Below are 12319 nucleotides of genomic sequence, written 5' to 3'. Positions count from 1 at the left end.
AAGCCCCCGGCTTTGATCGGGCTGCTGGCGCCCGCGTGATTCAGCGTCACTATTCTGTTGTGACGAGAACTGAACCGGTGCGGCGCGCAAAGGTTCCCAAACGGTGTTGGCGGCTGCAGGCGCGATGGAACCCCGAGGGGCGTGTGGGCTGGGCTGCGGAGCGATGTCGCCGCCGGGCAGCGTTGGGAGGGAGCCGGATCGCTCCGACACCCTCTTCAGGCGAATTCATCTGCGTTCAGCGGCAGATGGTGACCGGGCGAACCACCGGGCCGACGCCCGGAACGAAACCGCGACGGAACACCTTGTAGCAGCCGCCATAATAGGCGCTGGCGTAGACCGGGCGGTATCCCCAGCCTGGGCGGCCCCAGCCCCAGGGGCGGGGATGACGAAAACCGCGGCCGAAATGGCCATGATGGCCAGGGCCGTGCCAGCCAGGCGCGGCTTGCGCGGAGGTGGCGGTGGCCAGCGAGCCGCCGATGAGGGCGCCGGCGCCGAGAATGAAGGCGGTGGCAAGGCCGGTGAGGATCGTGCGGGCGGTCATGAAATCTCTCCCTTGGCTTTGTGCGAGGCCGCGGGATGCAGCCTCATGACCTTTGGTCGCGCGAGACGCGAGACAGGTTCAAAGCTGCGGGAGATTTTCTGAGGAGCCCGGCGCAACCGGGCCGAACCGGCCCGGTTGCGGAAGACGGGCTATTTCTCCACGACCTTGCGGTAGAGATGCCAGGTGGCGTGGCCGAGGATCGGCATGACCAGGACGAGACCGACCAGCACCGGCAGGCAGCCGAGGATAAGCAGGCCGGTGACCATGAGGCCCCAGATCATCATGACGCGCGGGTTGGCTTCGACCGCGGCAACCGAGGTGCGGATCGCCGTTGCCACATCGACATGCTTGTCGAGCACCAGCGGGAAGGAGATCACGGTCATTGAAAAGGCGGCAATCGCGAAGAGCGCGCCGAGCGCGTTACCGACGATGATCATGGTCCAGCCGTTCGGTGTCGTCAGTACGTCGCCGAGGAAGTCGCCGATCGAGGTCACCGGCATGCCGCCAAGAAGCCAGCGATAGATCAGCCAGGCGGAGAGCAGCCAGGTGATGAAGAGCCCGGTCAGTAAGGCTCCGAGTGCAAGGATCGTCCCGATCGAGCGGGATTTCAGGATCGCGAAGGCGTGCGCCCATGAGGAGTTCATGCCGCGTTCCCGGCGTCGGCTGATCTCGTAGAGGCCGATGGCCGCGAAGGGGCCGAGCAGGGCAAAGCCGGACAGCAGAGGGAACAGCAATGGGAAGATGTTGTAGCTCACGGTGAGCTGAGCGATGACGACGCCCGCGATCGGATAGATCAATGCGATGAAGACGAGATGGCTCGGCTGGGCCATGAAGTCCTCGTAACCGCGCCAGAGCGCGTCGCGCAGATCGGCCGTGGTGATGGTGCGCACGCGCGGCTCAATGACGGGCTTGGCAGGCGCATTCGTCTTGCGGTCAGCATTGGAGATCATGCTGTCGAGATTGGCCATTGGCAGTCCTCCCGGTTCTGGCCCGGTGCGCAATGGCGGTCCTGACGCGATCCTTGGGTCAAGTCGCCGAAGGCGTCGAGCATCCAATTCCAGCGCCACCATTATACGCCTGATGACGGAACTTGTCGCAAGCCCGTGCGAACACGATGGTGAGACGCGCGCAGGCGATGGTCTTTCTCGACTCCAGCAACTCGCCTAAGACAACGGTCATGAGCGAAGCCGAACCCGTACCCGTCGAAGACCTGACGCCCCGCCAGGCGCGCGCCGAGCATAAGCTGCTGGCCGCCGAGATCGCCGAGGCCGACCGCGCCTATTTCCAGGAGGATGCGCCCATCCTCGACGATTCCGCCTATGACGCGAAGCGTCGGCGGCTGGTTGCGCTGGAAGAGGTGTTCGCGGAACTGAAGGGCAATGAGGCGCTCAGCGACAAGGTTGGCGCCAGGCCGTCCTCGAAATTCGCCAAGATCCGCCACCGCGTGCCGATGCTCTCGCTCGCCAATGCGTTCTCGGATGAGGACGTCGCGGATTTCGCGATGCGTATCCGCAGCTTCCTCGGGCGCAAGGATGATGCCGGGCTCGCCATCACGGCCGAACCCAAGATCGACGGGCTGTCGCTGTCGCTGCGATACGAGAAGGGCGAACTCGTTTCCGCGGCCACGCGTGGCGACGGAGAGGAGGGTGAGGATGTCACGCTCAATGCCCGCACCATCTCGGAGATCCCGCACAAGCTCGTCGGGGACGATGTGCCGGAGGTCGCGGAAGTCCGCGGCGAGGTCTATCTCGGCCATGCCGATTTTGCGGCCATCAATGATCGCCAGCGCGAGAAGGGCGAGCGCGAATTCGCCAATCCGCGCAATGCTGCAGCCGGATCGCTGCGCCAGCTCGACGTCTCGATAACCGCCGCGCGGCCGCTTCGTTTCTTTGCCTATGCCTGGGGCGAGATGTCGGAACTGCCAGCCGCGACCCAGTTCGGCGTGGTCGAAGCCTTCCGACGCTGGGGCTTCAAGACCAACCCGCTGATGCGCCGCTGCGAGCGTGTCAGCGAGCTCCTGGCGCATTACCGCGCGATCGAGGCCCAGCGCGCGACGCTGGGTTACGATATCGACGGCGTGGTCTACAAGGTCGACGATCTCGCGCTCCAGACCCGGCTCGGCTTCGTCGCGCGTGCGCCGCGTTGGGCGATCGCGCATAAATTCCCGGCGGAACTGGCGACCACCCTTCTCGAGGCGATCGACATCCAGGTCGGGCGCACCGGCGCGCTCAGCCCGGTTGCGCGGCTGCGCCCGGTTACTGTCGGTGGTGTCGTCGTCACCAACGCGACCCTGCATAACGAGGATTACATCCGGGGCTTCGATTCCAAGGGCCAGCCGATCCGCGACGGCGCCGATATCCGAGTCGGCGACACGGTGACGGTGAAGCGGGCCGGCGACGTGATCCCGCGCGTCGAATCCGTTGATCTCGGCAAACGGCCGGGGGATTCGCAGCCCTATGTCTTCCCGACGCTGTGTCCGGTCTGCGGCAGCCATGCGACGCGCGAAATCAACCCGCGCACGGGCAAGGAAGATGCGGTGCGCCGCTGTACCGGGGGGCTCATCTGCTCGGCGCAAGCTGTCGAGCGGCTGAAGCATTTCGTCTCCCGCGACGCGCTCGACATCGACGGGCTCGGCGACAAGCAGATCGAGTTCTTCCATGCCGATCCCGACCTGTCGGTACGGGAACCCGCCGACATCTATACGCTGGCGGCCCGCGACGCTGCCAATCTCAAGAAGCTGAAGGACAAGGAAGGCTTCGGCGCGCAAAGCGTGAAGAAGCTCTTTGATGCGATCGAGGACCGGCGCGCGCCACCGCTCAACCGCTTCGTCTTCGGACTTGGCATCCGCCATGTCGGTGAAACCACGGCACGGTTGCTGGCGCGGCATTACGGATCGTTCGAGGCCCTGCGCGAAGCAGCGACCGCTGCTGACCCGCAATCCCCCGAGCGGCAGGCGCTCGATGCCATCGACGGCATCGGCCCGACCGTCGTCGAGGCACTGGTCGAGTTCTTCGCCGAGGCCCACAATCAGGAAACGCTCGACCGGCTGCTGGCGCAGGTGACGCCGCAGCCGCTGGAGGCGGTCGCTTCGACGAGTCCGGTCGCCGGCAAGATCGTCGTCTTTACCGGCGCGCTGGAGCAGATGACCCGTGACGAGGCCAAGGCCATGGCCGAGCGGCTGGGCGCCAAGGTCGCGGGTTCGGTCTCGTCGAAGACCGACCTGCTGGTCGCCGGACCCGGAGCTGGTTCGAAGCTCAAGGACGCCGCGAAGCACGGGGTCAAGGTGATCGACGAGGCCGGCTGGTTTACCCTCGTGCGCACCTGAAGCTGCTTGCCATCGGCTTGTTTCGTCGCGGCGCTCCCGCCGTGACGAGACTGTCTAAGCGGGACACGAGCTAAGGCGATCAGCGGCGATGTTGGTGGCGATGACTGTTTGGGGTACCGGTGTTCTGCGGAATGCCGACGACGCCCTTTACACCGCCAACCACGCCTCCGGCGACTCCGCCAACGACCGCTCCTGCAACGCCGCCGACCGCTCCGGCCGCTCTGTTGCCGATATCGGCGCCTTGGGCAGCACCACGCGGCACGCCCTGAGCGCTCGCTGTCAGAGGTAAGGCGAAGATCGTGAGAGCCATTGCGCCGGCGAAAGCGAGACATCTGGTTGTCATGATAATGGTGTCCATTCGGATCACAGCGCCGCCCAGCGGGCACTCGGCGGTCGAAGGGAAAACCGCTTCCTCGGCACATAGTTCCGGCCGTCTTGCCGATTCCGTACCCATTTCATCGGGGCGATCTAGAGTGACGGCGAGGCCCGGTGTGCGCCAGGCCCTAACCCAAACTCACAGAGGCTTGCGTTACGTGCCGCCGAACTGCTGCGGCGGCGCCGAGCCCGGCCGCGGACCGCCGTCGAAGGCCGCCAACCCGTCCGTTTCCGCCGCTCGGAAGTGGCTTGGCGGCGCACCGATGACGCGCTTGAAGGCGCGGCTGAAGGCGGCCTCCGATTCATAGCCGAGCCGGCGCGCGACAATGGCGATTTTCATCCGGTCGCGGACGAGCCATTGCCGGGCCTGATGCATCCTGACCTGCACGACATAACGGGCCGGCGTCTCGCCAACGACGCTGGCGAAGCGCTCGGCGAACGCGGAGCGCGACGCGTGCATGACTCCGGCAAGCGCCTCGACGGTCCAGTCCTCGCTGGGATGGAGATGGATCGCGGCCAGGACCCGCCCGATATCGGGATCGCGCGCCGCGGCGACCCAGCCGGTCGAATCACCGCAACCCCGTTCGACCCAGGAGCGGATCAGCGCAGCGGCGACGACGTCGGCCAGGCGGGTGAGGATGCTGCCGGCACCGACCCGGTCCAGCGCGAGCTCGCAGGCCATGGTCGTGAGCAGGGGCGGGATGCCCGGTTCGTTGGCCGCGAGCTCGTGCAGCCGCATCAGTTCCGGCATCATCCGCAACAGCGGGTGCTGGCCATCGACGTTGAAGCTCATGCTGCCGCTGAAGAACATGGTCTGTTCACCGTCGCCACCACCGCGCGCCTCGGCGATGTCGCCGCAGACGGTCTGGAGCTGGCATTGTCCGAGCGGCTTGGTGCAGGCGCCGGGCGCGCTCGCCAAGGCGTGCTCGGCACCGCGCGGCAGCAGTACTGCATCTCCCTGCTCGAGGCGGATCCATTCGTTCTCCGGCGTTCGTAGCCAGCAGCCGCGCTCGGCGGCGAAGTGGAAGCGCGCCGCCTGCTGCGCCGGAAAGAGCAGGCCCCAAGGGGCGGTCATCTGGAAACGAGCATAGTCGACGCCCTCCAGCCGCAGGCCACGGAGCATTTCTGTCAGCGGATCGGTCATGGATTCCTGGACGAATAGTCAAGCATTCCGGATTTCCTAACATGGAAGCTCCAGAGCGTCATCTCTACTTGTCTGGTCCGACGTCCTGGAGACCGCCATGTCCGATTCCCTTTCCGCTACCGCGGACCCGCAATTCATCCCTGCCGAGATCGAGGAACGCACCGAAGCGGCGTGGCCGGCGATCTTCTCGCTCACCATGGGCGTGTTCGGGCTGGTCACGGCCGAGTTCCTGCCGGCAAGCCTGCTGACGCCGATCGCTGCCGACCTGGGCATCAGCGACGGGGCAGCTGGGCAGGCCGTAACGGCGACCGCCGTCATCGGCGCGGTCGCCGGTGTCGCGACTGCGATCATGACGAGAAGTATCGACAGGCGCATCGTGATGTGGGCGCTGACGTCGCTGCTGGTGGTGTCGAGCCTGCTGGCTGCGGTCGCCACGGGGCTGACGACGCTTCTGTTCGCGCGCCTGCTGCTCGGCATCGGCCTCGGCGGCTTCTGGTCGATGGCGGCGGCGACCGCGATGCGGCTCGTCCCGGCAAGGCTGCTGCCGCGGGCGATGTCGATTATCTTCACCGGCGTCTCGGTCGCGACGGTCAGCGCCGCGCCGATCGGCGCCTATCTCGGCGAGGCGATCGGCTGGCGCGCCGTCTTTGTCATTTCGGCCGGCATCGGGGCGGTGACGCTGCTCGCCCAGGTGTTGACGTTGCCGAAGCTGCCGCCGCTGGCGGCGCCAAGCATCGGCACTCTCTTCGAGCTGCTGGGGCGGCCGAGCATCCGGCTCGTCCTGTTCGCGGTGCTGGTGATCATCTCCGGGCACTTCGCCGGATTCACCTATGTCCGTCCCTTCCTGGAGCAGGTACCGCTTCTGAAGGTCGAGGCGATCTCGCTGGTTCTGCTGGCCTATGGCGTCGGCGGTTTCTTCGGCAATTTCGCTGGCGGTGCCGTGGTCGCACGCAGCGTCAAGGCCGCCGTCGTGCTGGGCTCGCTCGCGATTGGCCTGGCGGCGCTCACGCTGCTCCTCTTCGGGGCTTCGACCCTCGTGTCGGGGTTCGCAATTGCGCTCTGGGGCTTCGCCTTCGGCTTCCTGCCGGTCGGCATCCAGACCTGGACGGTGCGCGTCGCTGCCGATCAGGCTGAAGCCGCGGGCGGCCTTCTCGTCGCTGCCTTCCAGGTCGCTATTGCGGGCGGGGCGATCTTCGGCGGATTGCTGGTCGACCATCTCGGCGCGTTGGGCGCCGTCGGCTATCTCGCCACCGCGACGCTGCTCGGTGCTGCCCTCGTCCTCGGTCTGGGCCGCGAGCCACCGGCTGCCAGCGGCGCGGCGTCGGCCATGGCCGGCTGAGATCGGATGGCGACGGTCCGCGTGATCGTCGCCATCACTTTTCTTCAAGACATCAGGGCCGGTATTCGCTGTATCCTGGCGGCATGGAATTGATCAGCCAAGGCGAAGCGCTGCTGGACACTCCGCTGCTGGCGGGGGAGCAAGCCCGCATCTTCACGGCCTCACGTTTCGCGGGGCTGGAATGCCTGTCGGCGAAGTTCCAGACGCATTCCTATGCCCCGCACGCGCACGAGACCTATGCGATCGGCACGATCGAAGCGGGCTGCGAGATCTGGCATGCACGGGGCCAGCGGCTTTATGCCCATGCCGGCGACATGGTTTTCAACCATCCGCTCGATGTCCATGACGGCCTGCCGCATGCCGGCGGCTATCGCTACCGGATGACCTATCCGACCGTCGAACTGATGCAGGAGGTTGCGGCCTCGCTGACCGGATTCGAGGTGCTTGGCACGCCGTTCTTCGCCGAACCCTGCGTTCACGACCCGGAGGCTGCGGCGCTGTTTTCTGCCGCGCACCGTCTGCTGGAGGAAAGCGGCGATGCCCTGGCGGGTGAAGAAGGGCTCTTGCGCGCCTACGCCTTTTGCCTGGCGCGCCATGCCGATCTTTCGGTGCGTCCGCTCGGGCGCGAGCGCGGGCCGATCGCCGAGGCCCGTGCGCTGCTCGAGCAGCGCTATGACGAAGACCTTTCACTGGCTGAAATGGCGCGGCGTTGCGGGTTGCCACGACATCATCTGATCCGTGCCTTCCGCCGCGAGACCGGCCTGACGCCGCATGCCTATCTCGTCGACATCCGTGTCCGCCGCGCGCGGGATCGCCTGCGTCGCGGCGAGATGCCTGGCGACGTTGCGGCGGCGACCGGCTTTTGCGACCAGGCGCATCTGACCCGCGCCTTCAAGGCGCGGCTCGGCGTCACTCCGGGCGCCTTCCGCGCTGCCCATCTGGCCTGAAGGGCTGTTTGCATGTCCATCCTCGACGATGCCCGTCTGGGCTTCAGCGATATCTGGCCGGCCGCCCTGGCTGCGGTCCCGATCGGCCTGCTCTTTGGCGCGCTCGCGGCCGGCAAGGGCCTCTCGCCGCTGGAGGTCTTCGTCATGGGGGCGCTGGTCTTTGCCGGCGGGGCCCAGTTCGCTGCGGTCGAACTCTGGGCGAGCCCGGCGCCTGTCTTCGCCATCATTTTCTCGACCCTGCTGATCAATGCCCGCCACGTGCTGATGAGCGCGTCGATTGCACCAAAGCTTGGGCGTTTCAGCACGGCCCAGAAGCTGACGGGCCTGTACTACATGGCTGACGAGAACTGGGCGCTGGCGGAGAAGCGAGCCCGGCTGCGGCAGCTCACGCCGGCCTACTGGTTCGGCATGATCGTGCCCTTCGTCTCATGCTGGCTGACGACGACGACTGTGGGCGCAACGGTCGGCGGGGCAATGGGCGACCCGCGCAGGCTCGGAGCCGACTTTGCCTTCACCGCGCTGTTCATCGCGCTGGTCGCTTCGTTCTGGAAGGGCAGGGTGACGTTCTGGACGGTGGCGGCTGCCGGTATCGCATCGGCGCTGACCTACAAGTTCGTCGGGCCACCCTGGCATGTCGCGGCGGGGGCGGTGAGCGGTCTGCTGGCCGCCTGGCTGGCTGCGGGGACGGAGCCAGACGTGGTTGCGGAGGGCGTGAAGTCGTGACACTCGACACGCTGAATCTCATCGCCATCCTGGGCATGGCGGCCGTCACCTATCTGACGCGGATCGCCGGACTGGCGCTGGCGGGGCGGCTCGATCTGTCGCCACGCGCGCAGGCAGCCTTCGACGCCATTCCGCCGGCCGTGCTGGTGGCGGTCATCGCGCCGAGTGCGCTGGCGACCGGCTGGCCGGAGACCGGAGCCGCACTCCTCGCCGCACTCGCTGCAACGCGGCTGCCGCTGCTGGCTGTCGTTGCCGTTGGGGTGCTGGCCGTGGTCGGGCTGAGGATGGTGATCTAAGGACATGACCTGAAGCCGCCGTCATGGTCGGGACGAGCCCAGCGATGGCGGCGGTGTCACTGCAGTGGTCGGCGTCTATAGCGGCCTGCAGGCGGCTTCCAGCCAGGCCCTCGCTTCGCCCTCCAATCGCGGGCTGAGCTTGGCCCAGACTTGCGCGTGATAGGCGTCGATCCAGGCGATCTCACCGGCATCGAGCAGCGAGCGCTCGATCAGCGCCCGTTCATAGGGGCACCAGGTGATGGTCTCGAAACCATAGATCGTGCGGTCGCCGCCGGGGATCTTCCGCTCCTCGACTACGATCAGGTTCTCGATGCGGATGCCGTACTCGCCCTGCTTGTAGTAGCCGGGTTCGTTGGAGAGGATCATGCCCGGCTCCAACGGCGTCGTGCCGAGCTTGGAGAGCCGCTGCGGCCCTTCATGCACCGAGAGATAGCTGCCGACGCCGTGGCCGGTGCCGTGATCGAAATCGAGACCGGCCTGCCAGAGCGGCAGGCGGGCCAGTGCGTCGAGCTGCGCGCCCGACGTTCCCTTGACGAAGACCACGCGCGAGATCGCCAGATGGCCCTTGAGCACGCGTGTATAGCGATCGCGCATCTCGGCGGTCGGGGTACCGACTGCAATGGTGCGGGTGATATCGGTGGTGCCGTCCTCGTACTGCGCTCCGGAATCGACCAGGAAGATGCCGGGTTCGAGCCGGCGATTGCTGGATTCCGTGACGCGATAATGGGGCAGGGCGGCGTTGGGGCCGGCGCCGGCGATGGTGGTGAAGGAGACGTCCTTGAGCAGGCCGGTTTTCAGGCGTTCGGATTCCAGTGCGGCGACCGCGTCGATCTCGGTGAGTTTGCCCTTCGGCGCCTCGCGCGCGAGCCATGACAGATAGCGCACCACGGCTGCGCCATCGCGCAGATGCGCGGCGCGGGTCCCGTTGAGCTCGGCTTCGTTCTTCCTTGCCTTCATCAATGCGATCGGGTCGGCGCCGGCATCGGGCGTGCCACCGGCATCGCGGATCAGGGTGGCGAGTGCGGAGGCGGCCGTCGCCTGATCGAGCCGGACCTTGGCCCTGGCCTTGCCTAGCGCCTCGAGTTGCCTTTCGAGTGCCGCCGGCGGGGCGATCTCACCGACCGCACCGATGGCGTCGCCCGCCTCGTTCGTGATCTTCTCGGGTGCAAGGAAGACGGTCGGGCGCCCCTCGCGCGGGACGATGCCATAGCCCAGCGGCAGGGGCGTGTGCTCGACGTCACCGCCGCGGATATTGAAGGTCCAGGCGAGGGCATGCGGGTCGGAAATGACCAATGCGTCCACCTTGGCCTTGGTCAGCGCTTCCTGGATGCGTGCAAGTTTGCTGGCGGTGGTCTCACCGGCATAGTCACCGCGATGGGCCTTGACCGCCGCGGCTGGAGGGGCCGGGCGATCGCTCCAGAGGGCGTCGATCGGGTTCCGCGAAACGGCGGTCAGTGTGCCGCCGGCAGCCGCGACCGCCTTCTCGAGCTTCGCGACGCCATCGACGGTGTGTAGCCAGGGATCGTAGCCCAGCCTCGCCCCTGCAGGCAGGTTCGTTTCGATCCAGCGTTCGAGCGGGGTCTCTTCCATCTTCACTGGCGCAACGACCTGCGTGTCGGTCTGCTCGGCCGATTGGATCGTGTAACGGCCGTCGACGATCAGGACTGCCTTGTCGGTCAGCACGACGGCATTGCCGGCCGAGCCGGTGAAGCCGGTGAGCCAGGCGAGCCGCGCCATATGGGCCGGAACATATTCACCCTGATGCTCGTCCGCGCGCGGCACGATGAACCCGTCCAGGCCTTGTGCAGCGAGCGCCTTGCGCAGGGCCGCGACGCGGGGCGCGACTTCGGCCGGATTGCTCGGTTCGGAAAAGGACTGGAAGCGGCAGGTCGGCAAATTGTGCGCGGGCGATTCGGTCATGGCGGGTCCAAACATGGCGATACCCGCCATCGTCGCGTCAGAACCGGCGGAAGGCCAGCGCAAATGCGACATCCTTGCCTGCTTTGTCGGCAGGCCCTCATAGCCGACGTTTTGGGCGTTTTGCCTCTTCGCTATGCGGTGGGCGTCAAATGTTAATGAAAATTTGGGGTACGCATGCGTCATGCGCATATCTCGCATCTGCGAAATCGTCTTCTCGCAAGTGCGAAGAAGTACCACTTTGGTTGCATAAGAGAACGAGGAAGCGACCGGGACTGTCCTTCGTTTGGAATGAGGAGATGGACCTGTGACCTATGTATTGAATGCGACCGAAGCCCTGCCTGCCGCCAAAGCCATGAACACGGCGGGTCTGAGCTTCTGGCAGCGCCTCTATGTCGCAATGATCGAAAGCCGTCGCCGCTCCGCCATCCGTGAGCTGCGCGCGCGCTCCTACCTCGTCAACGAGGCGGAGATCGTGCTCGGCGGCTTTCCGCAAACGGCGCTGAAGAACGACGCCGCGCTTCCGTTCAACCGCTGATCTTTAGCGCCGCGCCCGAAGAGGCCGCCCGCGCTCCAAAAAGGACCAAGACCATGATCGCCATCGTCAAGCACGTCTTCGAATGGGTCGTCGATACGGCCAAGTTCACCGCCGCCGTCTGGCATGACGCTCGCGCCCTGCAGGCCGAGGCGGAACAGAAGTACGGCCACATCGCCTTCTGAGCCTGAGCTCGGAGCGACAACACCCTCTTTGGGTGGCTGGCCTAGTAGGGGCGGCGCGGTCTTGGGGCCGCGCCGCCCCTTTTCATGACGAGGGTGGCCCAACCCTCGCGCAGGGACTGGCGCGCCAGGAACAGGCCCTGGTGGCGGTAGGTCGAGACGATCCCGGCGACATCCATCGCCAGAAGCCCGGAGAGGATCAGGGTTCCGTCCCGCGCCAGCACGCGCGCGAGCGACGGGGCGAGACGCTTCAGCGGGCCGGCCAGAATATTGGCGAAGACCAGATCGAAATGGTCGGGCCGGTTTGCCTTGGCGTGGAGCAGGCCGGGCGCGACATAGAGATCGAGCGCCCCTGGCGCGTGGTTGACGCGAGCATTGCGCGCTGCGACTTCGACTGCGACGGCATCGATATCGCCGGCGACGACGCGGCGCTTCGTTTGCATCGCCAGTGCGAGCCCCAGAATCCCGGTGCCGGTGCCGACATCCAGGCCGCGCAGCGGGCGGCGCTTCTTGAGTTCGGCATCAAGCGCCAGCAGGCAGCCGGCGGTGGTGCCGTGATGGCCGGTGCCGAAGGCGAGCGCCGCCTCGATCTCGATCGCGACATCATTCACCCGCACCGTGCCGCGGTCATGCGCGCCATGGACGAGCACGCGCCCGGCCCGCACGGGCTTGAGCCCGTCGAGGCTGGTGGCGACCCAATCCTTCTGGTTGACGGTGGTGAAGGGGGTTGAATCGATGCTGTCGCCGACGATCGGGCGCAGCATGTCACGCACCGCGTCTTCATCGGGATGGGTCGCGAAATAAATCTCGACCTTCCACGGCGCGCTGAGCGAGAGCGTGGTGACGCCGTCCTCGATCTCAAAGGAGGAAATAGCCGTCTCGGTCGGATCGAAGATCTCGCCGAGCAGTTCCGTCAGCGCGCGCGCCTTGTCGCCGCTGGTTGAGAGTTCGAGCACGGTCGCGACCGTGGCTGGGAGAAGACCTTCACGCATGCG

13 protein-coding genes are annotated in these 12319 nt (G+C 66.4%); 7 read left to right on the top strand and 6 right to left on the bottom strand.

Annotation, left to right across the window (positions count from 1 at the left end; translation table 11 throughout):
* Nucleotides 1-235: 235 nt before the first annotated feature.
* Both AC1DGP_RS04675 and AC1DGP_RS04670 read right to left on the bottom strand, forming a co-directional pair.
* Nucleotides 236-541, bottom strand: a complete 306-nt coding sequence (locus AC1DGP_RS04675; protein WP_441505340.1) for a hypothetical protein — start codon at nt 539-541, stop codon at nt 236-238.
* A gap of 149 nt (nt 542-690) precedes the next feature.
* Nucleotides 691-1491 (bottom strand): DUF2189 domain-containing protein, encoded by an 801-nt coding sequence (locus tag AC1DGP_RS04670; protein ID WP_441489646.1) that lies wholly within the window; start codon nt 1489-1491, stop codon nt 691-693.
* Nucleotides 1492-1718: 227 nt separating this feature from the next.
* On the opposite strand from AC1DGP_RS04670, the gene ligA reads away from it, so the two are divergent.
* Nucleotides 1719-3866, top strand: coding sequence for an NAD-dependent DNA ligase LigA (gene ligA / locus AC1DGP_RS04665; RefSeq protein WP_476831778.1), 2148 nt, complete (start codon nt 1719-1721; stop codon nt 3864-3866).
* Nucleotides 3867-3945: 79 nt separating this feature from the next.
* Here ligA and AC1DGP_RS04660 read toward each other — a convergent pair whose 3' ends face one another.
* Both AC1DGP_RS04660 and AC1DGP_RS04655 read right to left on the bottom strand, forming a co-directional pair.
* Nucleotides 3946-4209, bottom strand: coding sequence for a hypothetical protein (locus AC1DGP_RS04660; RefSeq protein WP_441489303.1), 264 nt, complete (start codon nt 4207-4209; stop codon nt 3946-3948).
* A gap of 186 nt (nt 4210-4395) precedes the next feature.
* Nucleotides 4396-5385, bottom strand: a complete 990-nt coding sequence (locus AC1DGP_RS04655; RefSeq protein ID WP_441505342.1) for an AraC family transcriptional regulator — start codon at nt 5383-5385, stop codon at nt 4396-4398.
* 97 nt (nt 5386-5482) lie between these two features.
* Between AC1DGP_RS04655 and AC1DGP_RS04650 the strand changes: the two genes are divergently transcribed.
* From AC1DGP_RS04650 to AC1DGP_RS04635, 4 genes are all read left to right on the top strand, one after another.
* A complete protein-coding gene (locus tag AC1DGP_RS04650; protein ID WP_441489301.1) occupies nt 5483-6724 on the top strand; it encodes an MFS transporter in 1242 nt (413 codons plus the stop codon).
* A gap of 83 nt (nt 6725-6807) precedes the next feature.
* Complete coding sequence (locus AC1DGP_RS04645) at nt 6808-7671, top strand: AraC family ligand binding domain-containing protein (protein WP_476770913.1); 864 nt, start codon at nt 6808-6810, stop codon at nt 7669-7671.
* Between the two features lie 12 nt (nt 7672-7683).
* Nucleotides 7684-8394, top strand: a complete 711-nt coding sequence (locus AC1DGP_RS04640; RefSeq protein ID WP_476831777.1) for an AzlC family ABC transporter permease — start codon at nt 7684-7686, stop codon at nt 8392-8394.
* On the top strand, nt 8391-8690 hold the full coding sequence (locus AC1DGP_RS04635; protein ID WP_441489298.1) for an AzlD family protein: 300 nt from the start codon (nt 8391-8393) through the stop codon (nt 8688-8690). Before AC1DGP_RS04640 ends, AC1DGP_RS04635 begins: the two co-directional genes overlap by 4 nt.
* 75 nt (nt 8691-8765) lie before the next feature.
* On the opposite strand, the gene AC1DGP_RS04630 is transcribed toward AC1DGP_RS04635, so the two are convergent.
* A complete protein-coding gene (locus AC1DGP_RS04630; protein ID WP_441505343.1) occupies nt 8766-10610 on the bottom strand; it encodes an aminopeptidase P family protein in 1845 nt (614 codons plus the stop codon).
* 304 nt (nt 10611-10914) lie between these two features.
* Between AC1DGP_RS04630 and AC1DGP_RS04625 the strand changes: the two genes are divergently transcribed.
* Nucleotides 10915-11145 carry a hypothetical protein gene (locus AC1DGP_RS04625; protein WP_441489296.1) on the top strand — a complete coding sequence of 77 codons (231 nt, stop codon included), beginning with the start codon at nt 10915-10917 and terminating at the stop codon, nt 11143-11145.
* A 53-nt stretch (nt 11146-11198) separates the two neighbouring features.
* Complete coding sequence (locus AC1DGP_RS04620) at nt 11199-11327, top strand: hypothetical protein (RefSeq protein WP_441476779.1); 129 nt, start codon at nt 11199-11201, stop codon at nt 11325-11327.
* A gap of 41 nt (nt 11328-11368) precedes the next feature.
* Here AC1DGP_RS04620 and AC1DGP_RS04615 read toward each other — a convergent pair whose 3' ends face one another.
* The gene (locus AC1DGP_RS04615) at nt 11369-12316 is read right to left on the bottom strand and encodes a 50S ribosomal protein L11 methyltransferase (protein WP_441505344.1); all 948 of its coding nucleotides are present in this window, start codon (nt 12314-12316) and stop codon (nt 11369-11371) included.
* Between the last annotated feature and the right edge of the window lie 3 nt (nt 12317-12319).

Source organism: Allobosea sp. 05T433, from assembly GCF_056396065.1.
The sequence above is the reverse complement of the archived record's forward strand: the minus strand, read 5'-3'. Positions and strand labels throughout refer to the sequence as shown.

Excerpts from the sequence above, each read along its gene's own strand:
- AC1DGP_RS04670 (WP_441489646.1), bottom strand. The coding sequence starts at position 1,491 with ATGATCTCCAATGCTGACCGCAAGACGAATGCGCCTGCCAAGCCCGTC.
- AC1DGP_RS04615 (WP_441505344.1), bottom strand. The coding sequence starts at position 12,316 with ATGCGTGAAGGTCTTCTCCCAGCCACGGTCGCGACCGTGCTCGAACTC.
- AC1DGP_RS04640 (WP_476831777.1), top strand. The coding sequence starts at position 7,684 with ATGTCCATCCTCGACGATGCCCGTCTGGGCTTCAGCGATATCTGGCCG.
- AC1DGP_RS04630 (WP_441505343.1), bottom strand. The coding sequence starts at position 10,610 with ATGACCGAATCGCCCGCGCACAATTTGCCGACCTGCCGCTTCCAGTCC.
- AC1DGP_RS04650 (WP_441489301.1), top strand. The coding sequence starts at position 5,483 with ATGTCCGATTCCCTTTCCGCTACCGCGGACCCGCAATTCATCCCTGCC.
- AC1DGP_RS04620 (WP_441476779.1), top strand. The coding sequence starts at position 11,199 with ATGATCGCCATCGTCAAGCACGTCTTCGAATGGGTCGTCGATACGGCC.
- AC1DGP_RS04675 (WP_441505340.1), bottom strand. The coding sequence starts at position 541 with ATGACCGCCCGCACGATCCTCACCGGCCTTGCCACCGCCTTCATTCTC.
- AC1DGP_RS04660 (WP_441489303.1), bottom strand. The coding sequence starts at position 4,209 with ATGACAACCAGATGTCTCGCTTTCGCCGGCGCAATGGCTCTCACGATC.
- AC1DGP_RS04645 (WP_476770913.1), top strand. The coding sequence starts at position 6,808 with ATGGAATTGATCAGCCAAGGCGAAGCGCTGCTGGACACTCCGCTGCTG.
- AC1DGP_RS04655 (WP_441505342.1), bottom strand. The coding sequence starts at position 5,385 with ATGACCGATCCGCTGACAGAAATGCTCCGTGGCCTGCGGCTGGAGGGC.
- ligA (WP_476831778.1), top strand. The coding sequence starts at position 1,719 with ATGAGCGAAGCCGAACCCGTACCCGTCGAAGACCTGACGCCCCGCCAG.